This is a genomic window from Monashia sp. HAY1-5C (assembly GCF_056755255.1).
Genome location: NZ_JBPGXG010000015.1, coordinates 24,746 through 47,774, shown reverse-complemented (window position 1 = coordinate 47,774; position 23,029 = coordinate 24,746). Strand labels below are relative to the sequence as shown.

The 23,029-nt window shown below is 72.7% G+C and carries 18 protein-coding genes; 17 read left to right on the top strand and 1 reads right to left on the bottom strand.

The genetic code is table 11. From position 1 onward, the window contains the following. Window positions 1-22 precede the first annotated feature (22 nt). From infB to ACR9ZK_RS04135, 7 genes are all read left to right on the top strand, one after another. Window positions 23-2,482: a translation initiation factor IF-2 gene (gene infB / locus ACR9ZK_RS04165; protein WP_481340584.1), complete on the top strand. Its 2,460-nt coding sequence runs from the start codon at window positions 23-25 to the stop codon at window positions 2,480-2,482. Between the two features lie 188 nt (window positions 2,483-2,670). Then, window positions 2,671-3,183 carry a 30S ribosome-binding factor RbfA gene (gene rbfA / locus ACR9ZK_RS04160; protein WP_481340582.1) on the top strand — a complete coding sequence of 171 codons (513 nt, stop codon included), beginning with the start codon at window positions 2,671-2,673 and terminating at the stop codon, window positions 3,181-3,183. Next, window positions 3,180-4,208: a tRNA pseudouridine(55) synthase TruB gene (truB, locus tag ACR9ZK_RS04155; protein WP_481340580.1), complete on the top strand. Its 1,029-nt coding sequence runs from the start codon at window positions 3,180-3,182 to the stop codon at window positions 4,206-4,208. Before rbfA ends, truB begins: the two co-directional genes overlap by 4 nt. Window positions 4,209-4,264: 56 nt before the next feature. After that, on the top strand, window positions 4,265-5,305 hold the full coding sequence (locus ACR9ZK_RS04150) for a bifunctional riboflavin kinase/FAD synthetase (protein WP_481340578.1): 1,041 nt from the start codon (window positions 4,265-4,267) through the stop codon (window positions 5,303-5,305). 74 nt (window positions 5,306-5,379) lie between these two features. After that, window positions 5,380-6,465 (top strand): FtsW/RodA/SpoVE family cell cycle protein, encoded by a 1,086-nt coding sequence (locus tag ACR9ZK_RS04145; RefSeq protein ID WP_481340576.1) that lies wholly within the window; start codon window positions 5,380-5,382, stop codon window positions 6,463-6,465. Window positions 6,466-6,823: 358 nt separating this feature from the next. Then, complete coding sequence (locus tag ACR9ZK_RS04140) at window positions 6,824-8,689, top strand: AMP-dependent synthetase/ligase (protein WP_481340574.1); 1,866 nt, start codon at window positions 6,824-6,826, stop codon at window positions 8,687-8,689. A 51-nt stretch (window positions 8,690-8,740) separates the two neighbouring features. Continuing rightward, entirely contained in the window at window positions 8,741-10,732 is a 1,992-nt protein-coding gene (locus tag ACR9ZK_RS04135) for a TIGR03960 family B12-binding radical SAM protein (protein ID WP_481340572.1), read from the top strand. 27 nt (window positions 10,733-10,759) lie between these two features. Here ACR9ZK_RS04135 and ACR9ZK_RS04130 read toward each other — a convergent pair whose 3' ends face one another. Continuing rightward, the gene (locus ACR9ZK_RS04130; protein ID WP_481340570.1) at window positions 10,760-11,293 is read right to left on the bottom strand and encodes an NUDIX hydrolase family protein; all 534 of its coding nucleotides are present in this window, start codon (window positions 11,291-11,293) and stop codon (window positions 10,760-10,762) included. A 345-nt stretch (window positions 11,294-11,638) separates the two neighbouring features. Here ACR9ZK_RS04130 and ileS point away from each other — a divergent pair, with 345 nt between their 5' ends. From ileS to ACR9ZK_RS04080, 10 genes are all read left to right on the top strand, one after another. After that, complete coding sequence (gene ileS / locus ACR9ZK_RS04125) at window positions 11,639-14,905, top strand: isoleucine--tRNA ligase (RefSeq protein ID WP_481340568.1); 3,267 nt, start codon at window positions 11,639-11,641, stop codon at window positions 14,903-14,905. Next, complete coding sequence (locus ACR9ZK_RS04120; RefSeq protein ID WP_481340566.1) at window positions 14,902-15,588, top strand: N-acetyltransferase family protein; 687 nt, start codon at window positions 14,902-14,904, stop codon at window positions 15,586-15,588. The genes ileS and ACR9ZK_RS04120 overlap by 4 nt, the downstream gene beginning before the upstream one ends. Before the next feature lie 53 nt (window positions 15,589-15,641). Continuing rightward, window positions 15,642-16,979, top strand: coding sequence for a bifunctional folylpolyglutamate synthase/dihydrofolate synthase (locus ACR9ZK_RS04115; RefSeq protein ID WP_481340592.1), 1,338 nt, complete (start codon window positions 15,642-15,644; stop codon window positions 16,977-16,979). A 29-nt stretch (window positions 16,980-17,008) separates the two neighbouring features. Next, a complete protein-coding gene (locus ACR9ZK_RS04110) occupies window positions 17,009-17,455 on the top strand; it encodes a hypothetical protein (RefSeq protein ID WP_481340564.1) in 447 nt (148 codons plus the stop codon). 132 nt (window positions 17,456-17,587) lie between these two features. After that, the gene (locus ACR9ZK_RS04105; protein WP_481340562.1) at window positions 17,588-18,013 is read left to right on the top strand and encodes a DUF4233 domain-containing protein; all 426 of its coding nucleotides are present in this window, start codon (window positions 17,588-17,590) and stop codon (window positions 18,011-18,013) included. Beyond that, complete coding sequence (gene ndk / locus ACR9ZK_RS04100; protein WP_481340560.1) at window positions 18,010-18,432, top strand: nucleoside-diphosphate kinase; 423 nt, start codon at window positions 18,010-18,012, stop codon at window positions 18,430-18,432. Before ACR9ZK_RS04105 ends, ndk begins: the two co-directional genes overlap by 4 nt. 112 nt (window positions 18,433-18,544) lie before the next feature. Then, complete coding sequence (gene mreB / locus ACR9ZK_RS04095) at window positions 18,545-19,576, top strand: rod shape-determining protein MreB (RefSeq protein WP_481340558.1); 1,032 nt, start codon at window positions 18,545-18,547, stop codon at window positions 19,574-19,576. 16 nt (window positions 19,577-19,592) lie between these two features. Further along, the gene (gene mreC, locus ACR9ZK_RS04090) at window positions 19,593-20,483 is read left to right on the top strand and encodes a rod shape-determining protein MreC (RefSeq protein ID WP_481340556.1); all 891 of its coding nucleotides are present in this window, start codon (window positions 19,593-19,595) and stop codon (window positions 20,481-20,483) included. After that, window positions 20,480-20,980: a rod shape-determining protein MreD gene (locus tag ACR9ZK_RS04085; RefSeq protein ID WP_481340554.1), complete on the top strand. Its 501-nt coding sequence runs from the start codon at window positions 20,480-20,482 to the stop codon at window positions 20,978-20,980. The genes mreC and ACR9ZK_RS04085 overlap by 4 nt, the downstream gene beginning before the upstream one ends. Beyond that, a complete protein-coding gene (locus tag ACR9ZK_RS04080) occupies window positions 20,977-23,007 on the top strand; it encodes a peptidoglycan D,D-transpeptidase FtsI family protein (RefSeq protein WP_481340552.1) in 2,031 nt (676 codons plus the stop codon). Before ACR9ZK_RS04085 ends, ACR9ZK_RS04080 begins: the two co-directional genes overlap by 4 nt. The last annotated feature ends 22 nt before the right edge of the window (window positions 23,008-23,029 follow it).

The window sequence follows — 23,029 nt, the reverse complement described above, 5'->3', positions numbered from 1 at the left end:
TCCGTCGTCGGCAGCGTCAGATGTGTATAAGAGACAGGTGCAGTCCTCGCGTGACGGCGGCCGGCAGACCAGTGGCGTCCCCGCGTCGCCGCGCCCCGCGCCCCGTCCGGGTCAGCCCCGTCCGGGCAACAACCCGTTCGCCCCGAGCCAGGGCATGGGCCAGACCCGTGCCCCGCGTCCCGGCGGTGAGGGCGGTCCGCGTCCGGGCAACAACCCGTTCAGCTCGAGCCAGGGCATGCCCCGGCCGCAGTCGCGCCCCGGCGGGCCGCGTCCGGGCGCCCCGGCCGCGCCGCGTCCCGGTGGCGCGCCTCGTCCGGGCGCGCCCCGTCCCGGCGGTGCCCGTCCGACGCCCGGCATGATGCCCGAGCGGAGCACGGTCGGCCGTCCCGGTCAGCGTCCGGCCGGTGGTCCCGGCCGCGGTGGCCCCGGGGGTGCCGGCGCCGGTGCCGGTCGCGGCGGCTTCGGTGGTGGTCCCGGTGGCCCCGCCGGTGGCGGTCGTGGTGGCTTCGGCGGTGGTCCGCGTGGTGGCGGCGCCGGCCGCGGCTCGACGGCCGGTGCCTTCGGCCGTGGTGGCGGACGTCCGGTCCGCGGTCGCAAGTCCAAGCGCGCCAAGCGCCAGGAGTTCGAGCAGATGCAGGCGCCGTCGATCGGTGGCGTCACCGTCCCGCGCGGTGACGGCTCGACCGTCATCCGCGTCCGACGGGGCTCGTCGCTGACCGACTTCGCCGACAAGATCAACGCCAACCCGGCATCGCTCGTCACCGTCCTGTTCCACCTCGGTGAGATGGCCACGGCGACGCAGTCGCTCGACGAGGACACCTTCAAGCTCCTCGGCGCCGAGCTGGGCTACGACGTCCAGGTCGTCTCGCCGGAGGAGGAGGAGAAGGAGCTCTTCGACTCCTTCAACATCGACCTCGAGACCGGCATCGAGGGCGAGGACGACGAGGACCTCGAGGCTCGCCCGCCGGTCGTCACCGTCGTCGGTCACGTCGACCACGGCAAGACCCGCCTGCTCGACGCCATCCGCAACGAGGACGTCGTGGCCGGCGAGGCCGGTGGCATCACCCAGCACATCGGTGCCTACCAGGTGCACCGTGAGCACGAGGGCGTCGACCGCGCGATCACCTTCATCGACACCCCGGGTCACGAGGCGTTCACCGCCATGCGTGCCCGTGGGGCGAAGGTCACCGACATCGCGATCCTCGTCGTCGCTGCCGACGACGGTGTCATGCCGCAGACCATCGAGGCGCTCAACCACATGCAGGCCGCGGACGTGCCGATCGTCGTCGCCGTCAACAAGATCGACGTCGAGGGTGCCAACCCGGCCAAGGTGCGTCAGCAGCTGACCGAGTACAACCTCATCGCCGAGGAGTACGGCGGCGACACGATGTTCGTCGACGTCTCGGCCCGCCAGGGTCAGAACATCGACGGACTGCTCGACGCGGTCCTGCTCACCGCCGATGCCGCCCTCGACCTCCGGGCCAACCCGGACAAGGAGGCCCGCGGCGTCGCGATCGAGGCCAACCTCGACCGTGGCCGTGGTGCGACCGCGACGGTGCTCGTCCAGACCGGGACGCTGCACGTCGGTGACTCCATCGTCACCGGCTCGGCCTACGGCCGCGTCCGCGCCATGCTCGACGAGCACGGCAACAACGTCGACGAGGCCGGCCCCTCGCGTCCGGTCCAGGTGCTCGGTCTCAGCTCGGTGCCGCGCGCCGGTGACACGTTCGTCGTGGCGCCGGACGACCGCACGGCCCGCCAGATCGCGGAGCGTCGTGAGGCGGCCGACCGCCAGGCCGTGCTCGCCAAGGCCCGCAAGCGCATCTCGCTCGAGGACCTCAACGAGGCCCTCGCAGCAGGCAAGGTCGAGACCCTCAACCTCATCCTCAAGGGTGACGTGTCGGGCTCGGTCGAGGCGCTCGAGGACGCCCTGCTCAAGATCGACGTCGGCGACGAGGTCGACCTGCGCATCATCGACCGCGGTGTCGGCGCCATCACGATGAACAACATCAACCTCGCGATGGCCTCGAACGCGATCATCATCGGCTACAACGTTCGCGCCGAGGGGCAGAACGCCGACTACGCCGAGCGCGAGGGTGTCGAGATCCGCTACTACTCGGTGATCTACCAGGCCATCGAGGAGGTCGAGGCGGCGCTCAAGGGCATGCTCAAGCCGGAGTTCGAGGAGGTCGAGCTCGGCACGGCGGAGATCCGCGAGATCTTCCGCTCGAGCAAGTTCGGCAACATCGCCGGATCCATCGTGCGCAGCGGCGAGATCAAGCGCGGCTCCAAGGCCCGCATCACCCGCGAGGGCGTCGTCGTCTCCGAGAACGTCGAGATCTCCGGTCTGCGGCGCTTCAAGGACGACGTCACCGAGGTCCGCGAGGGCTACGAGTGCGGTATCAACCTCGGGTCGTTCAACGACCTGCAGCTCGGCGACCTCATCGCCACCTACGAGATGCGCGAGAAGCCGCGCGTCTGACCCTCCACCGCGTCGACCACCGTCGTCGCACCCGGCGCCGGCCCCCATCCGGGGGGCCGGCGCCGGCGCGTCACGCCGGCCGTGGCGCGACCCCGCCCGCCCGTTAGGGTGGATCGTCGCCCCTTGCGGCGACGCCGCACCCCGGCACCATCGGCTGCAGGAGCAGCATCGAGGACAAGGAGACCACCATGGCCGACCCCGCACGCGCTCGGAAGGTCGCCGACCGGATCAAGGTCATCGTCGCGGAGTACCTCGAGTTCCGGTTGAAGGACGAGCGGCTCGGGTTCGTGACGATCACGGACTGCCGCGTCACCGGCGACCTGCAGCACGCCAGCGTCTTCTACACCGTGTTCGGCACGGACGAGGAGCGCCAGGCCACCGCCGACGTCCTCGCCGCCAACACCGGTCGCATCCGCTCGGCCGTCGGCAAGGGCATCGGCATCCGGCTGACGCCCTCCCTCGAGTTCATCGCCGACGCCCTCCCGGAGGGCGCCGCGCACCTCGAGGACGTGCTGGCCCGCACCCGCGCCCGCGACGCGGAGCTGGCCCGGGTGGCGGCCGGCGCCTCGTACGCAGGTGACGCCGACCCGTACCGCAAGCCGACCGACGGCGAGAACGACTCCGACCTCGACGAACGGCTCGATGCCGACCTCGATGCCGACCTCGATGCCCAAGCAGGGGCGGACGCGGACGCGCGATGAGCGAACGTCCCGGCGGCCTGCTCGTCGTCGACAAGCCGGCCGGCTGGACCAGCCACGACGTCGTCGCCCGGGTGCGTCGGCTCGCGGGCACGCGACGCGTCGGCCACGCCGGCACCCTCGACCCCATGGCCACGGGGGTGCTGGTCCTCGGCGTCGAGCGCGGCACCAAGCTGCTGACGTTCCTCGTCGGCTGCGACAAGACCTACACGGCCACGATCCGCCTCGGCATGGCGACGGTGACCGACGACGCCGAGGGCGAGACCACCCAGGCGCTCGGCGTCGAGGACCTCGCCGCGGTCGAACACGGCCTGCCGGAGGCCGTCGCCGCGCTCACCGGTGACATCGAGCAGGTGCCGAGCGCGGTCAGCGCGATCAAGGTCGACGGTGTGCGCAGCTACGCCCGAGTGCGCCGCGGCGACGCGGTCGACCTGCCGGCACGCCCCGTCACGGTCAGCCGCTTCCACGTCGACTCGGTGCGTCCGCGCCGGGCCGCCCCCGAGGTCGGGCCTGCCATCGACGTCGTCGACGTCGAGGTCGAGGTCGACGTGTCCTCCGGGACGTACGTCCGGGCCCTGGCCCGCGACCTCGGTGCCGCGCTCGGCGTCGGCGGCCACCTGACGGCGCTGCGCCGCACCCGCGTCGGTGGCATCGACCTGTCTGCGGCGCACACCCTCGACGACCTCGAAGCGCTCGCCGAGGCAGGCGCTCCCGGTGCGCTGCCCCTGCTGCCCGTCGCGGACGCCGCCCGTGCCGCCCTGCCCGTGCACGAGGTGACCGCGCGCGAGGCGACGAGCCTCGGCTACGGTCAGCGCATCCCCAGCGGGCCGAGGCGTGCCGACGCGGTCGCCGCGATCGACCCCGACGGAACCCTCGTCGCCGTCCTCGACGAGACCCGGCCGCTGGCCCGCTCGCGGGTGGTCTTCGTCACGGCGGCCGACCGGTCCGGCGCCGTGGCCCAGGTCCCCGCCCCAGCAGGGGGGCCTGCGGCGGCGGCGGGCGGTGGCGCCGCGCCCGCAGGGGTCTGACGCGCGTACGCGACCACGACGCGGGGAGCCCGACGACGGCCACTACAGTGGTCGCCGTGCATCGCTGGTTCGGACTCGACGACATCCCGGGCGACCTCGGGCCCACGGTCGTCACGCTGGGAAACTTCGACGGCGTGCACCGCGGGCACCGTGAGGTCCTGACGCGTGTTGTACGCGAGGCCGCCGAGCGGAACGCCACACCGGTCGCGGTGACCTTCGACCCGCACCCCATCGCCGTGCTGTACCCGGAGCGTGCCCCGGCTGCCGTCATGTCCCTCGGGCAGCGGCTCGACGCCCTCGAGTCGGTCGGGCTCGGCGCCACCCTGGTGCTGGAGTTCACGCCGGCCTTCGCCCAGCAGACCCCTGAGGAGTTCGTCCGCTCGACGTTCGTCGACGCGCTCGGCGTGGTCGCGGTCGTCGTCGGCAAGGACACCCGCTTCGGGGTGCGCAACTCCGGGGACGTGCAGACCCTCCGCTCGCTCGGCGCCGAGCACGGGTTCGAGGTCATCGCCCTGGAGGACATCGGCGACACCGGCGCGGCTCACCAGACGACCCAGGCCGACGCCTCGTCGCCGGGGGCCCGCTGGAGCTCGACCCAGCTGCGCGCCGAGCTGCTCGCCGGCAACGTCGAGCACGCCGCCCAGATCCTCGGCCGGCCGCACCGCGTCACCGGGACGGTGGTCCACGGCGACCACCGGGGTCGCGAGCTCGGGTACCCGACGGCCAACCTGTCCCAGGACCACGAGGGTCTCGTGCCGGCCGACGGCGTCTACGCCGGCTGGCTGCTGCGCCTCGACCTCGACCCGCGAGACCCCGACCGCACCCTGCCGGCAGCCGTGTCGATCGGCACCAACCCGACCTTCGACGGGCAGCAGCGTCGCGTCGAGGCCTATGTCCTGGACCGCACCGACCTCGACCTCTACGGTGAGCGCGTGGCCGTCGAACTGGTGTCGCACCTGCGACCGACCCTGAAGTTCGACTCGATCGACGCGCTCGTCGAGCAGATGAGCAACGATGTCGAGCGCTGCCGCTCCGTCCTGTCGGCCATCGTGCCCACCCAGCGGCCCACCGAACTGCCGACGCAGGGACGCGCCTGACCTCGCCGGTCCGCGTCCCGATGACCGGCGGCCCGACGCGGGCCGGCGGCCGGAGGCGGGCGGGATGGCTGGGCGTGGACCTCGGCCTCTTCATCGGCGCGGGCGGGCTCTCGCTCGTCGGTGTCGTCCTCGTGTGGTCGGCGACCCGTGCGGACCACGGGTCGGCCCTCGCGGTCAAGCAGCTCGTCGCGGTAGGTCTCGGGGCGGCGGCCGCGGTCGGGGTGACCCGCGTCGACGTCCGGGTGCTGCGGGCGCTGGCTCCGCTCGTGTACCTCACGGGCATCGTCGGCCTCGCGGCCGTCCTGACGCCCCTCGGGGCCACGGTCAACGGGTCACGGTCCTGGGTCCGACTGCCGGGAGGCTTCACGCTCCAGCCCTCCGAGCTGGCCAAGGTCGCTCTCGCCGTCGCCCTCGCGATGCTCCTCGCGGAGCGGGCCGACCGTCGCGACACGGGGGGACGCCAGCGGCATCGCGACGTCGCACTCGCCTGGCTCGTGGCAGGGGTGTCCGTCGGTCTCGTCCTGGCCCAGCCGGACCTCGGATCGGCACTGGTCCTCGTGGCCATGGCCGTCGTCGTCATCGCCGCGGCCGGGGCCCCGTTCGTCTGGACCGCCGGAGTGGCCCTGACCGGCGCCGCGGCCGTCGTCGCAGCGTTCACCACCCCCGTCCTGGCCGGATACCAGCGCAACCGCCTCCGGGCCTTCCTCGACCCGGCGCTCGACCCATCGGGCATCGGCTACCAGACCCGCCAGGTCCGGATCGCCATCGGGGCGGGGGGCCTCACCGGCCAGGGCCTCTTCGAGGGCCGGCAGACGCAGGCCGGCTTCGTCCCGTTCCAGGAGACCGACTTCGTCTTCTCGGTCGCGGGGGAGGAGCTGGGCTTCGTCGGGGCGGTCGGGCTGGTGCTGCTCATCGGGTTCATCGTCGTGCGGGCCTGCCTCGTGGCACGGCGGGCCGACACCTTCGGGCGGCTCGTCGTGCTCGGTGTGGCCGTCTGGTTCGGCGTCCAGTCCTTCGAGAACATCGGCATGAACCTCGGGCTGACCCCGGTGACCGGCCTGCCGTTGCCGTTCGTCTCCTACGGCGGGTCCTCCATGATCGCCAGCTGGGTCGCGGTCGGCATCGTCGGCAACGTCGCGTCGACGACCGCCCGGCGCTGACGTCGGGCCAAGGACGTCGGCCCCTGTGCCCCCACTCGCTACGACAGTGCTCAGCCAGAGTGAGCAGGGTCGCAGCGACGCGGGCACCCACTCTCCGGGAGCACACCCCCGTCCCGTACGTCAGTGCTCAGCCAGAGTGAGCAGTGTCGTAGGGAGTGGGGCCAGACGCCCAGCGGGCAGGCCTCGCTCGCGTCGGACCCGCCGGCCCCGGTCCTCGCCCGGGGTTACCCACGGGTCACGGTGCGGTGTCGTTCGGTCACCGATGCGTGACTGGACCGGGGTTCCTTGACATCATCCCGGCAAGGACGACGGCCCGCTGACGCCGATGACGGGCCGCCGTGGCGACGAAGGAGCCCCCATGCCGCTGATGTCACGTGCCGACCAGCCTGTGCGACAGGAGGTGCTCGACGACCGGGCCCCGAACGTCGGCGAGCTGTTCCGGCGCCGCGTCGCCGACTCCCCGGACGCGCCGGCGTACCTCTTCTTCGCTCCGGAGAGCACCATGCTCCGCACCCTGACGTGGCGCGAGACCGACGAGGTCGTGCGTCGGTGGGCCGCCGGCCTCATCAGCCTCGGCGTGCAGCTCGAGGACCGCGTCGCCATCGCGTCGACGACCCGCGTCGAGTGGGTCCTGGCCGACCTCGCCGTCATCTGTGCCGGCGGCGCCACGACGACGGTGTACCCCACGACCATCGCCGAGGACGTCGCCTACATCCTGTCCGACTCGGGCAGCGGGATCGTCTTCGCCGAGGACGAGGCCCAGGTGGCCAAGCTCCGGCAGGTGCGCAGCGAGATCCCCGACGTCCGTCAGGTCGTCGCGCTCACCGGACCGGGCAGCGACGACGGCTGGGTCATGACGACCGACGAGCTGGCCCGGAGGGGCGCCGAGTGGCTCGAGGCGACGCCCGACCTCGTGGACTCGCGCATCGACCAGCTCGGCCCGGACAACCTGGCGGTCGTCATATACACGTCCGGCACGACGGGTCGTCCCAAGGGGGTGCGGCTCGCGCAGGACAGCGTCGTGTACGAGGGTGCCGTCATCGAGGCCATCGGCACACTGACGAAGGACGACCTCCAGTTCCTCTGGCTGCCGTTGTCGCACGTGTTCGGCAAGATGCTGCTGGCGACCGGCCTGCAGATCGGCTTTCCCACCGCGGTCGACGGCCGCATCGACAAGATCGTCGAGCACATGGCGGTCATCCGACCGACGTTCATGGCCGGTCCGCCCCGCATCTTCGAGAAGGCTCGCGGGCGGGTCATGCTCATGCTCGGCCAGGAGACCGGCGTCAAGAAGCGCCTGATCGACTGGGCGCTCGGCGTGGGTGCGAAGGTGCGCGACCTGCGCGAGGTGGGGGAGCAGCCCCCGGCCCTGCTCGCCGCCCAGCACCGTCTGGCCACCCGCCTCGTCCTGTCCAAGGTGCAGGAGCGGTTCGGCGGCCGGGTCCGGTTCATGATCAGCGGCTCGGCGCCCCTCGACCCGGACGTCGCCCGGTGGTTCGGTGCCGTCGGCCTGCTCGTCGGCGAGGGCTACGGCCTGACGGAGACGTCGTCGGGTACGGCCGTCAACCCGCCGGACCCCGGGCAGTACCGCTACGGCTCGGTGGGCTGGCCGCTGCCGGGGACCGAGGTGCGCATCGCCGAGGAGGACGGCGAGATCCTCGTCAAGGGGCCGGGCGTCATGCGGGGGTACCACAACGACCCCGAGGCCACGGCGGCGGTCCTCAGCGAGGACGGCTGGTTCCGCACCGGCGACATCGGCCGCATCGACGAGCGCGGCTTCCTCTACGTGACCGACCGCAAGAAGGACGTGTTCAAGACCTCCGGCGGCAAGTTCGTCGCGCCGGCCGAGATCGAGGCGAAGATCAAGGGCGAGTGCCCGTTCGTCAGCCAGTTCCTCGTCCACGGCGCCGGGCACAACTACGCCACGGCGCTCGTGACGCTCGACCCCGACGCCATCACCGCGTGGGCGGCGACGCAGGGGCTCGCCGGGCGCTCCTACGCCGAGATCGCCGGCTCCGACGAGGCGCGCGAGCTCGTCCAGGGCTATGTCGACCGGCTCAACGCCGGGCTCAACCGCTGGGAGACCATCAAGAAGTTCACCATCCTCGACCACGACCTCACAGTCGAGGAGGGCGACCTCACCCCGAGCATGAAGCTGCGGCGCAAGATCGTCACCGAGAAGCACCGCGCCGAGCTCGACGCCATGTACGCCGCCGACGCGTGAGCAGCGCTCTCGCGATTCGGGCCGACGCGTCCGGCCGCTTACCATGGACCAATGCCCGGAGAGTCCCTGTTCAACGCCCTCGAGCCCCTGCTGGAGCGGGTCAACAAGCCCATCCAGTACGTCGGTGGTGAGCTCAACTCCACGGTCAAGGACTGGAACGTCGGTGGGCACGGCCCCGGCGGCGAGGAGCTGACCACCCGCTGGGCCCTGATGTACCCCGACGCGTACGAGGTCGGCGTGCCGAACCAGGGCGTCATGATCCTCTACGAGGTCCTCAACGAGCGTCCCGACGCGCTCGCCGAGCGGACCTACGCCGTGTGGCCCGACATGGAGGCCCAGCTCCGGGCGGCCCAGCTGCCCCAGTTCACCGTCGACGGCCACCGCTCGGTGCGCGACTTCGACCTGTTCGGCCTCAGCTTCTCCACCGAGCTCGGCTACACGAACATGCTGACGGCGCTCGACCTCGCCGGCATCCCGCTGCACGCGGCCGACCGCGGTGACGACGACCCCGTCGTCGTCGCCGGGGGCCACGCGGCGTTCAACCCCGAGCCCATCGCGGAGTTCGTCGACGCCGCGGTCATCGGCGACGGCGAGGAGGCCGTCCTCGCCATCACGGACATCGTCGGGCAGTGGAAGGCGCAGGGGCGCCCCGGTGGGCGCCGCGAGGTGCTGCTGCGCCTGGCCCGCACCGGCGGGGTCTACGTCCCGGCGTTCTACGAGGTCAGCTACCTGCCCGACGGGCGCATCCAGCGCGTCGCCCCGGCCGCCGACGCGCACGGCGTGCCGTGGCGCGTCTCGAAGCACACCGTCATGGACCTCGACGCCTGGCCGTACCCCAAGCAGCCGCTCGTGCCGCTCGCCGAGTCGGTGCACGAGCGGATGTCGGTCGAGATCTTCCGAGGGTGCACGCGCGGGTGCCGGTTCTGCCAGGCCGGCATGATCACCCGCCCGGTCCGCGAGCGGTCGATCACCGGCATCGGTGAGATGGTCGAGCGGGGCCTGGCCGCCACGGGGTTCGAGGAGGTCGGCCTGCTGTCGCTGAGCTCGGCCGACCACTCCGAGATCGCCGACATCACCAAGGGCCTGGCCGACCGCTACGAGGGCACCCAGACCGGCCTGTCCCTGCCGTCGACCCGGGTCGACGCCTTCAACATCGACCTCGCCAACGAGCTCACCCGCAACGGCCGCCGGTCGGGCCTGACCTTCGCCCCCGAGGGCGGCTCGGAGCGGATCCGCAAGGTCATCAACAAGATGGTGTCCGAGGAGGACCTCATCAAGACCGTCGCCGCGGCGTACGGCGCGGGCTGGCGCCAGGTCAAGCTCTACTTCATGTGCGGGCTGCCCACCGAGACCGACGAGGACGTCCTGCAGATCGCCGAGCTCGCCAAGAAGGTCATCGAGACGGGCCGACAGGTCTCGGGCCGCCGCGACATCCGCTGCACGGTCTCGATCGGCGGGTTCGTGCCCAAGCCGCACACCCCGTTCCAGTGGGCCGCCCAGCTCGGCGCCGAGGCCACCGACGCACGCCTGCTCAAGCTGCGCGAGGCGATCCGCGCCGACCGGCGCTACGGCTCGTCGATCGGGTTCCGCTACCACGACGGCCAGCCCGGCATCGTCGAGGGGCTGTTGTCACGCGGGGACCGCCGCGTCGGCCGGGTCATCGAGCAGGTCTGGCGTGACGGCGGCCGGTTCGACGGCTGGTCGGAGCACTTCTCCTACGAGCGCTGGATGCGCGCTGCCGAGGTGGCGCTCGAGGGGCTGCCCGTCGACGTCGACTGGTACACGACCCGCGAGCGTGCCCAGTCCGAGGTGCTCCCCTGGGACCACCTCGACTCCGGCCTCGACAAGGACTGGCTCTGGGAGGACTGGCAGGACGCCCTCGACGAGACCGAGGTCGACGACTGCCGGTGGACGCCGTGCTTCGACTGCGGCGTCTGCCCGCAGATGGGCACCGAGATCGAGATCGGGCCGACCGGCAAGACCCTGCTGCCGCTGACGGTGCTCGGCAGCAAGCGGGAGGAGCTGCTCGAGCACCAGCACTGACGCCGGCTCGTGCGCTCGCGCCCCGGCTCAGACGGGGTGGCCCACGTGGGCCAGGGCCTGGCGCACGAGGACGCCGTGCGAGTTGCTCATGTCGGTCGACACCGAGATCGTCACGGCCTCGTCCGGGGTGACCCACGACAGGTCGAGGGCGTCCTTCTGGGGCCGGCAGTCGCCCATGACAGCGACGACGAACGCGAGCGACACGGCGTGCTGGCGCGGGTCGTGGAACGGCGTGACCCCGGGCGTGGGGAAGAACTCGGCGACGGTGAACGGCTGCGGCGACAAGGGGATCCGCGGCAGCGCCATGGGACCGAGGTCGTTCTCGATGTGTCGCAGCAGCGCGTCGCGCACCTTCTCGTGGTAGAGGACGCGCCCGCCGACGACCTCCTGGCCGATGCCGCCGTCGCTGTCGGCGCGCAGCAGCAGGCCCAGGTGGGTCACCTGTCCCTTGTCGTCGACGCGGACCGGGACCGCGTGGACGTAGAGCATCGGGAGCCGCTCACGTGCGTTGTCGAGGTCCTCGCGGCTGAGCCACGCACCGGTCGTCTCCACTTCCGTCATGGCTCACATAGTGCCAAACGGCCGGCCGGCCGCCGGGGACGGCCCGCCGGGCGGCCCGCGTGAGGTCGAGACGGCCCCGGCCGGGCCGGTGCAGGGCGGGCGAGGCAGCCGACAGGCTAGACTGGCGGGCACAGGCGTTCGAGCCGTCATCAGCGGCGAGCCTCCGGAAGAACCGACACCGCGAGCCGGCGGCGTCCCAGTAGAACCGGACGGGTGGCCCGTCACAGCCAGGAACGAGCGGTCGCGCGCCCCCGGGCCCGCGCGGCAAGCGGGGTGGTACCGCGGCGGTGACGTCGTCCCCGGCACACGACCAGCCGAGAGACCGCCGACCCAGGAGCCCGCAGCATGACCTACCCCAAGGTCACCACGTCCGCCCCGACGCCCGACGACGCCCGCGCGACCGGCGTCCCGTCGAACCCGCGCTTCCCCGAGATCGAGGAGCGCGTCCTCCGGTACTGGGACGAGGACGGCACCTTCATCGCCTCGGTGGAGAACCGCGACGCCGGCACCGACGGCGACAACGAGTTCGTCTTCTACGACGGGCCGCCCTTCGCCAACGGCCTGCCGCACTACGGCCACCTGCTGACCGGTTACGTCAAGGACATCGTCCCGCGCTACCAGACGATGCGCGGCCGCCGCGTCGAGCGCCGGTTCGGCTGGGACACCCACGGCCTGCCCGCCGAGCTCGAGGCGCAGCGCCAGCTCGGCCTCAAGACCAAGCAGGACATCATCGAGCTCGGCATCGACACGTTCAACGACGCGTGCCGTGCCTCGGTGCTCAAGTACACGGGGGAGTGGCGCGACTACGTGACGCGCCAGGCCCGCTGGGTCGACTTCGACAACGACTACAAGACGCTCGAGCCGGGCTACATGGAGTCGGTCATCTGGGCCTTCAAGCAGCTGTGGGAGAAGGGCCTGGTCTACGAGGGCTTCCGCGTGCTGCCCTACTGCTGGAACGACCAGACCCCGCTGTCCAACCACGAGCTGCGGATGGACGACGACGTCTACAAGATGCGTCAGGACCCGGCCGTGACCGTCGGCCTGCGCCTCGAGACCGGCGAGCTCGCCCTCGTGTGGACGACGACGCCCTGGACCCTCCCGGCCAACCTCGCGATCATGGTCCACCCCGACATCGACTACGTCGTCGTCGAGTCCGACGTCACCGGCACCGCCGAGCGCTACATCGTCGCGGAAGCGCGGCTCGCTGCCTACAAGCGCGAGCTGGGCGAGGACGCCGAGCAGCGGATCGTCCAGCGGCTCAAGGGATCCGAGCTCTTCGGCCGGACGTACACGCCGCCGTTCAGCTACTACCAAGGCCACGAGCGCGCACACCGGGTCGTCGAGGCCGACTTCGTCACGACGACCGACGGCACGGGCCTGGTCCACAGCGCCGGCGCCTTCGGTGAGGAGGACAAGCTCGTCACCGACCGCGAGGGCATCGCGCCGGTCGTCCCGGTGAGCACCGAGGCGCGCTTCACCTACCCGGTCACCGACTACGAGGGCATGCACGTCTTCGACGCCAACCCCCACATCATCGACCACCTCAAGGCCGCCACCCGCGGCGAGGGCGACACCGGTTCGGTCACACCCGGCACGGTGCTGCTGCGTCGCGAGACCTACGACCACAGCTACCCGCACTGCTGGCGCTGCCGCCAGCCGCTCATCTACATGGCGGTGTCCTCGTGGTTCGTCGAGGTCACGAAGATCAAGGAGCGCATGCTCGAGCTCAACCAGCAGATCGAGTGGACGCCCGCACACATCAAGGACGGCCAGTTCGGCAAGTGGCTGGCCAACGCCCGCGACTGGTCGATCTCACGAAACCGCTTCTGGGGCAGCCCGATCCCGGTGTGGAAGTCGGACAACCCGGAGTACCCCCGCGTCGACGTCTACGGGTCCTTCGAGGAGCTCGAGCGCGACTTCGGCGTCACGGTCACCGACCTGCACCGCCCGTTCATCGACTCGCTGACCCGTCCCAACCCCGACGACCCGACCGGGACGTCGACGATGCGCCGCGTCGAGGAGGTCTTCGACGTCTGGTTCGACTCCGGGTCGATGAGCTTCGCGCAGGTGCACTACCCGTTCGAGAACGCGGAGTGGTTCGAGCACCACTTCCCCGGCGACTTCATCGTCGAGTACATCGGGCAGACGCGCGGCTGGTTCTACACGCTGCACATCCTCGCGACGGCTCTCTTCGACCGGCCCGCGTTCAAGTCGTGCGTCAGCCACGGGATCGTCCTCGGCTCCGACGGGCAGAAGATGAGCAAGTCGCTGCGCAACTACCCGGACGTCACGGAGGTCTTCGACCGCGACGGTGCCGACGCGATGCGCTGGTTCCTCATGAGCAGCCCGATCCTGCGCGGCGGCAACCTCGTCGTCACCGAGCAGGGGATCCGCGACGGGGTCCGCCAGGTGATGATCCCGCTGTGGAACGCCTGGTCGTTCTTCGCGCTCTACGCCAACACGGCACGCGGCGGCGAGGGCTACGAGGCGAGGTGGTCGACGGGCTCGACCGACGCGCTCGACCGCTACCTGCTCGCCAAGCTGCGCGAGTTCGTCGGCGACATGACCGAGCAGCTGGACGCGTACGAGATCGCGGCGGCCTGCGACACCATGCGCGGCTTCCTCGACGTCCTGACCAACTGGTACATCCGGCGCTCGCGCGACCGGTTCTGGGGCGGCGAGACCGACGAGTCCCTCGCGGCCTTCGACACGCTCTACACGGCCCTGGAGACGGTGACGCGCGCCATCGCGCCGCTGCTGCCCCTGGTCACCGAGGAGATCTGGCGTGGCCTCACGGGCGGCCGGTCGGTGCACCTGACCGACTACCCGCTCGTCGACGACCTGCCGGCCGACCACGACCTCGTCCTCGCCATGGACCGGGCCCGGGAGGTCTGCTCGGTCGGGTCGAGCCTGCGCAAGGCACGCCAGCTGCGGGCACGCCTGCCGCTCGGCGGCCTCACCGTCGTCGTGCCCGAGCCGGGGGCGCTCGAACCGTTCCGCTCCATCGTGCAGGACGAGCTCAACGTCAAGGAGCTGGTGCTCGTGGACCTGGCCACCGCGAGCGAGGCCGACTTCGGCGTGACCCAGCGGCTCACGGTCAACGCGCGTGCCGCCGGCCCGCGTCTCGGCAAGGACGTCCAGGCGGCCATCCGGGGCAGCAAGTCCGGTGACTGGTCCGTCTCGCCCGACGGCGTCGTGACGTCCGGTGGCCTCGCGCTCGTCGAGGGGGAGTACGCCCTCGAGACCGTGGTGTCCGGTGACGGCGCCGACAGCGCGGCGACGGCGATGCTGCCCGGCGGCGGGTTCGTCGTGCTCGACACCGCGGTGACGCCGGCCCTCGCCACCGAGGGCGTGGCCCGCGACCTCGTCCGCGCCGTGCAGCAGGCGCGGCGCGACGCCGGGCTGCACGTCAGCGACCGCATCAGCCTGACGATCCAGGGCTCGCCCGAGGTGTTCGAGGCGACCGTCGACCACCGTGACCTCATCGTCGGCGAGACCCTCGCCGTTCAGTTCGCGTCGGCGGGCCCGGAGCACGCCCTGCCCGACGGGGTGGGCACGCGGGTCGTGGTCGGCGACGACCACACCGCGACGATCGTCGTGGAGAAGCGATGATCGCGGCTGGCACGGGCACGCACGGTGGTCGCGGCGAGGGCCTCGGCCAGGGCCGCCAGGGCCGCGTGGACGTGGAGGGCATGCCGGACGTGGAGGGCATCGTGGTGCGCCCGGCGGTCGGCGACGACCTGTCCGGCGTGCTGTCGGTCGGGCACCGCACGTGGCTCGCGACCTACGAGCCGCTCGTCGGCCCGGAGTACGTCGCCATGGGCCTGGCCAAGTGGTGGACGACCGACGTCGTCGCGGCCTCGATCCGCAAGGGCCGCACCATCGTCGCCTTGGAGGGCGACGACGTCGTCGGCGTGGCCACCTTCGGCCCACAGGACGACGACTTCGTCCTGTGGAAGCTCTACGTGCTCCCCGACCACCACGGGCGCGGCATCGGCTCGCGGCTGCTCGACGCCGTCGTCGAGCGGGCCGTCGAGGGTGGCCACGATCGCATCGTCCTGTCGCACATCGAGGGCAACGAGGGCGCGGCGCGCTTCTACGCGCGTCACGGCTTCACCGAGACGCACCGGGAGGCCGGCGGGTCGGACATGCCGGTGAGCGTCTGGATGGCGCGCCCGCTGCCGAGACCCGCAGCGACCACCGACGGCGCCGAGGTCGCCCACCTCACCGACGCGGAGGTCGACGGTCGCGACCTCGCCGTGGAGGACCCGTCCGGGACGGAGGACGCGTCGTGAGCGGCGGGCGGCCCGACGCCGCGGCCATCGAGGCCGCGCGCAACCTCGCGGAGATGAAGCGCGTCCGCGAGATCGAGGAGGAGATCCTCGCCCGTGCCCCCGAGAACGACATCGGTCCCTCGCTCGAACGGATCCGTGCCGTCATGGAGCTGGCCGGCGACCCGCAGCGCGCCTACCCCTCGATCCACCTGACCGGCACCAACGGCAAGACGTCGACGAGCCGGATGATCGACGCCATCCTGCGCGAGACCGGTCTGTCGACCGGGCGGTTCACCTCGCCGCACCTGCACGACATCCGGGAGCGGATCACGCTGTCCGGCAAACCGATCCCGCGCGACAAGTTCATCGCGGCCTACGACGACGTAGCGCCTCTCGTCGAGATCGTCGACGCGCGCTCCCTCGCCGACGGCGGGCGCCGGATGAACTTCTTCGAGGTGCTGGTCGCCGTCGCGTACGCCGCGTTCGCCGACGCGCCGGTCGACGTCGCCGTCATCGAGGTGGGGCTGGGCGGGTCCTGGGACGCCACGAACGTCGTCGACGGCCAGGTCGCCGTGGTGACACCGGTCGACCTCGACCACACCCACATCCTCGGCGATGACGTCGTCGCCATCGCGGAGGAGAAGAGCGGCATCATCAAGGCCGACTCGTTCACGGTGTCCGGGGTCCAGGACGAGGACGTGGCGCGCGTCCTCCTCGACCGCGTCGAGGAGGTCGGTGGTTCAGGGATCGTGTTCGAGGGCAACGACTTCGGCGTGCTCGAACGTGAGGTCGCCGTCGGCGGGCAGCAGGTGTCGCTGCGCGGCCTCGCCGGTGACCACCCCGACCTGTTCCTGCCGCTGTACGGTGCGCACCAGGCGAGCAACCTGGCCACCGCCGTCGCGGCGGTCGAGGCGTTCCTCGGCGGCGGGACGCAGCCCCTCGACACCGACGTGCTGCGAACCGCCTGCGCGTCGATGACCTCGCCCGGTCGTCTCGAGGTGGTCCGTCGCTCGCCGACCGTCCTCGTCGACGCCGCGCACAACCCGCACGGCGCGCGCTCCCTCGTCGCAGCGCTGCAGGAGTCGTTCACCTTCACCCGTCTCGTCGGGCTCGTCGGCATCGTCGCCGACAAGGACGCCGTCGGCCTGCTGGAGGTGCTGGAGCCGGCGCTCGACCATGTCGTCGTGTCGCGCAGCACGTCACCGCGCGCCCTCGACCCCGAGCGGCTCGGCGAGCTGGCGCGCGAGCTCTTCGGCGACTCGCGGGTCACGGTGGTCCCGTCGCTGCCCGACGCCCTCGAGCAGGCCGTGACCCTCGCGGAGCAGGAGGGCATGGGCGGCGGAGTCGTCGCCACCGGCTCGGTCATCACGGCCGGCGAGGTGCGGATGCTGCTCGGTCACACCGACGTCTGACGCTGCGACCCTCCACCTAGGCTGGGCGCATGCACCCCCTCTTCAAGCTCGTGGTCGTCGTCGCGCTCGTCGTGGTCGTCGTCGTGCTGTGGGGGCGGGTCGTCGGACGCCGCGACCCGGACCGCCAGGTGGTCGGCCTCACCGACGAGGTGCGGGCCACCGTCAGCCGCCAGATCAGCGCGGGACACCGGGTCAACGCCATCAAGGTCTACCGGGAGGCGACGGGGGCACCGCTCACGGACGCCAGGCGAGCCATCGACCAGTGGTTCGTCCCCGGGCGGGGCCCGGGGGTGCGCGATGCCGCGGCCTCCTTCACCGACGGCCGTCTGACCGACGAGGCGCGGGCCCGCATCAGCGAGCTCGTCCGCTCCGGCCGCCGGGAGGACGCCATGAGCCTCTACGCGGAGGCCACCGGCGCGAGCGGCGCCGAGGCCCGCGCCGTCATCCGCACGTGGGACACCGCCCAGGACTACTGAGCCGCTCCGTCCGCTCCCTCAGCGCCCGACATCGACCACGACACCGACCACGACACCGACCACGACACCGACCACGACACCGACCACGACACCGACCACGACACCGACGATCACCGACACAGGACGACACCCATGAACGCCCTCCGCCTGCACGGCACCACCGGAAAGTTCACGTGGCGCATGCTCGCCACCGTCCTGGGCGGCCAGTCGCTGTGCATCCTGCTCGGCGCGCTCGTGGCCCGCGGCGTGACGTCGGCCGCAGACGAGCCGGGACGAGGCACGGCCTACCTCGTCGTCGGGTTCGGCCTCGCGGCGCTGTGCGTGCTGGCTGCCGGCTCGATGCGTCGACCGTACGGCCTGACGCTCGGCTGGGCGGTGCAGGTGCTGACCCTGGCCAGCGCGGTCGTCGTGCCGATGATGCTCGTCGTCGGGCTCTTCTTCCTCGCCCTGTGGGTCACCTGCCTCGTCAAGGGCGCCTCGATCGACGCGGAGATGGCCCGCCGCGAGCGGGAGGCCGCGACGGGCGCGGCCGACCCGGCCGATAGGGTGGACGGGTGACCTCGGAACGTTCTCTCGTCCTCGTCAAGCCCGACGGCTTCCGCCGTGGCCTCACCGGTGAGGTGCTGCGCCGCATCGAGGCCAAGGGGTACTGCCTCGCCGGGCTCGCCGTACTCACCCCGACGCGCGAGCAGCTGGCCGCCCACTACGCCGAGCACGAGGGAAAGCCGTTCTACGAGCCGCTCGTCGAGTTCATGAGCTCCGGACCGGTCGCCGCCGTTGTCATCGAGGGCCAGGACTGCATCAAGGGCTTCCGTGCCCTCGCCGGTGCCACCAACCCCACCGAGGCGCTCCCCGGCACCATCCGTGGCGACCTCGGCCGCGACTGGGGCACGAAGGTCCAGCAGAACATCGTGCACGGCTCCGACTCTCCGGAGTCGGCCGCGCGCGAGGTCGCCATCTGGTTCCCCGGGCTCTGACCCTCGGCGGGCCTAGAGCCCCACAGGTCCCTCTGGCCCCGCAGGTCACGCATCCGGCGACACTCGCCGGATGGGCTCGGTCCTGCCGCCGGGGCGAGACACAATCCCGGCCATGAGCACCTGGCCGCCCCTGGGACGCGACCTCGCGGTCGACCTCGGGACGGCGAACACGCTGATCCACGTCCGCGGACGGGGCGTCGTCCTCGAGGAGCCGTCCGTCGTGGCGGTCGAGACCGGCACCGGACGCCTGGTCGCGGCCGGTGCCCGCGCCAAGGGGATGCTGGGTCGCGCGCCGGGCAGCATCCGCGCCGTCCGCCCCCTGCGCGACGGCGTCGTGTCCGACGCCGACGAGACCGAGCGCATGCTGCGCTGGTTCATCGACCGGGTGCGCACGTCCCGTCTCGTCCGGCCGCGGATGGTCCTCTGCGTGCCGAGCGAGGTGACCGGCGTCGAGCGGCGGGCCCTCGAGGACGCCGCGACGCGCTGCGGTGCCCGCCGGGTCTACATGGTCGAGGAGCCGATGGCCGCCGCCATCGGTGCCGGGCTCCCGGTCCACGAGACGGCGGCCAGCATGGTGGTCGACATCGGCGGCGGCACGACGGACGTCGCGGTCATCAGCCTCGGCGGCATCGTCACGTCGACGTCGCTGCGTGTCGCCGGCGACGAGGTCGACGAGGCGCTCGTCAGCCACGTCAAGAGCGAGTACTCCCTCCTGCTCGGTGAGCGCAGCGCGGAGGACCTCAAGGTCGCCGTCGGGTCGGTGTTCCCGCTGCGCGAGGAGCTGACCACCCGCCTGCGCGGGCGCGACCTCGTCACCGGCCTGCCCAGGACCGTCCAGGTCGGCTCGGCCGAGGTGCGCCGCGCCATCGAGGGACCGGTGCTGCAGATCATCGAGGTGGTGCGGGCCACGCTCGACGTCTGCCCGCCCGAGCTCGCCGGCGACATCGTCGACCGCGGCATCACGCTGACCGGCGGCGGAGCCCTGCTGCGCGGGCTCGACGAGCGGATGCGGCACGAGCTCGGCGTGCCGGTGCACGTCGCGGACGACCCCCTGCGAGCGGTGGCGAGGGGCGCCGGCCGGTGCGTCGACGACTTCCCCAGCCTCGAGCGCGTCCTCGTCGGCGACCCGCGTGCCCGGCCGTGACGACGAGCACCCGAGCATGACCGGCACGGCTCGCCGCCGGCTCCTCGCGGCTCTCGTGACCCTGACGCTCGTGCTGCTCGTCGCCGACCTGGCCGGCTCCGCGGCGACCGCCGCGGTGCGCCGGGCCTCCGGTGCCGTGCTCGGGCCGGTGCAGCGCCTCCTCGCGGGCCCGTCGCGGAGTGACCGAGACCGCCTCGAGGAGGAGAACACCCGGCTGCGGGCCGTCGTCGCCGACCAGCAGCACTCCCTCGACGAGCTCGGCCGGCTCCGTTCGCTCCTCGGGACGGAGACGCTTGCAGGTCACGCCTTCGTGCCGGCGCGCGTGGTCGGCACGGCTCTCGGCCCGCTCGGCGGCCGGCGCGTCACCATCGATGTCGGGTCGCGTGACGGCGTCGAGACCGACTCCACGGTCGTGGCCGCCGAAGGCCTCGTCGGGCGTGTGGTGTCGGTGTCGCCCTGGACCAGCGACGTGCAGGTGCTCGGGTCCACGGGATCGGTCGTCGGCGTGCGAGTCGGTCCGGCCGGCATGCTCGCGACGGTGGCGGCGCCGGGGACCGCCGACCGCGAGGCACACCCCCGTGGGTCACTGACCCTGTCGCTGGTCCGGCCGGGGACCGCCGTCGTCGGCGACGTCGTGCGAACAATGGGCAGCATCGACGAACGCCCTTATGCCGCAGGCGTGCTCGTCGGTACGGTCACCGACGTCGACCCATCGAGCGGGGGCCTGAGCGTGACGGCGACGGTCCGGCCCGCCGTCGACCTCGACGCCGTCGACATCGTCGCCGTGCTCGTCCCCGGACCGCGCACCGCCCCGCGCGCCACGCAGCAACCGGGCGCGAGGCCGGGGCTCGTCGGGGTGGCGTCGGCGGCACGAACGCAGCCGTCCGCGACGGGAGCGGCGCCGTGAGGCCGACGCTGCTCGGGGTGCTCCGGACGGGGTACGTGGCCGTCGCGGCCCTCGTCGCGGCGACCGTGCTGCCCGGCCTGGGGGTGCCCGGTGCCTGGGTGCCCGACCTCGTCCTCATCGGGGTCGCCACGACGGCCGTCCTGCGGGGTCCGGTGCACGGCGCCCTCGTCGGCCTCGCGGCCGGGTGGGCGGTGCAGCTCGTCCCGCCGGTCGGCACGCCGCTCGGCCTGGTGCCGCTCGTCACGGCGGTCGGGGGCCTCGTCGCAGGCCTCTTCTCCAGCCCGGCCTCCCGCTCGGGCCTGCGGCCGCTCGCGGCACTCGCGGCGTCGGCAGCCGTCGTCGGCCTGGTCCGCGCGGTCATGGCGCTCGTGGCCGAGCGCGGCGTCGACGTCCCGGGCAGCGCTGCCCGCCTGGCCTCGACCGTGGCCGTCGGGTTCGTCGCCGTGCCCGTCCTCATCGCCCTCGACCGCGCACTGGTGCGCCGGAGACTCGGGTGAGGGGGCGGCCGCACGGTGCGCGGCGCCCCCGGGCCCGCCCGCGGACCGGGGTCGTCGGTGTCGTCGTCGTGCTCGTCGTCGTCCTCTTCGGCCTGCTCGTCGGGCGCCTCGGCGAGCTGCAGCTCGTCGAGGGGCCCCAGCTGGCGCGGGCGGCCACCACGGCCCACACCCGGACCGTCACCGAGCACGCCCTGCGCGGCCGCATCCTCGACCGCACCGGCGCGCCCCTGGCGTCCACCACCTTCACGACCACGGTGACGATCGAGCGGGCCAGCCTCGCCCGCGCCGGGGACGGCGGCAGGAGGCTCGTGGCGTCCGTGGCCGCCGGGCTCGGCCTGCCCTTCGACCGCCTCTGGGGCAAGACGATGCTCTGCGGCACGGCGGGTGCGCCGCGCGCGCCGGCCTGCTTCAACGGCTCCCCGTACGTGCCCGTCCCGGTGGCCGGCGGCGTCGACGAGCGCCGCGCGCTCACCCTGCTCGAGCAGCCCGAGCGGTACCCGGGTGTCGGTGTGCGTGCCGAGCCGGCTCGAGGCTACCCGCACCCGGATGGCGCACTCGCGCCGCACCTGCTCGGCTGGGTCGCCAGGGCCGACGCGTCCGAGGTCGCCTCCAGCGGCGGCACGCTCGACGCCGAGGACGTCGTCGGCCGCTCGGGACTCGAGCAGCAGTACGACGCCGTGCTGCGCGGCGCGAACGGCTCGACGGTCGTCGCCGTCGACCCGCGCGGGATCGTCACGGGCATCGTCTCGCGGACCCCGCCGGTGCCGGGGCGTGACGTCGTCACCCACGTCGACGCCCGCCTCCAGGCGCGGGTCGAGGCCGCGCTCGCGCGGGCCGTCGGGCGGGCCCGGGCGCAGAGGCTGCCGGCCGACGCCGGCGCCGCCGTCGTCCTCGACGCCACGAACGGTGCCGTGGTGGCGGCCGCGAGCCACCCGACCTACGATCCCGGGCTCTTCACCGGCGGCATCACCGCGCGCGAGCTGGCGGGGCTGACGAGCGAGGCCGCCGGCGTCCCGCTGTCGTCGCGGCTCACGGCGCAGACGTTCCCGCCCGCGTCGACCTTCAAGGTCATCTCGGTAGCGGCCGCCGTCCAGTCCGGTGCCCGGCTCGACGGCACCTACGACTGCTCCCCGGCCCTCGACGTCGACGGCCACGTGTTCCACAACTTCGAGTCCCGGGGCTACGGGCCCATCGACCTGCACCGGACGCTCGTCGTCTCCTGCGACACGGTCTTCTACCGCCTGGCGTACGAGGCGTGGCGCGCGCAGGGTGGTCTCACCGCGCCGGTGACCGCGCCTGACCCGTTCGTGTCCATGGCCCGGGCGTTCGGCCTCGGCCGGCGCACCGGCGTCGACCTGCCGGGGGAGTCCGCCGGACGCGTCGCCGACCGGCAGTGGAAGGAGGCGACGTGGGCCGCCACGCGCGAGACCACCTGTCGTCGGGCCGGCACCGGCTACCCCGAGGTCGCCCGCACCGACCGGGCCCGGGCTGCCTACCTGACCCGCCTGGCGCGGGAGAACTGCGCGAGCGGCTACGAGTACCGAGCCGGCGACGCCGTCAACTTCTCGATCGGACAAGGGGACACGGCCGTGACCCCGCTCCAGATGGCGACCGTGTACGCCGCGCTCGCCAACGGCGGCACACTGTGGCAGCCCCAGGTCGCGGCCGGCTACCGAGCGGCCGACGGGACCACGACGCCCATCGCGCCCCGACGGGTCGGCACCGTGCCGCTGCGCCGCGACGTCGGGGCGTACGTCCGGGCCGCCCTCGGCGACGTGACGCGCCCGGGCGGGTCGGCCGGCACCGCGTTCGCCGGCTTCCCGCAGGACCGGTACCCCGTCGCGGGCAAGACCGGCACCGGCGAGGTGTTCGGCAAGAAGGCCACAGCGTGGTTCGTCGGGTACGGCCCCACGACCCGGCCCAGGTACGTCGTCGCCGTCGTCGTGAGCCAGGGCGGTTCGGGGTCGCGGGTCGCGGCCCCCGCCGTGCGTGAGATCTTCGATGCCATCCTTGCCCTGAGGATGTGACCGACCCGGACCCGAGAGGCCG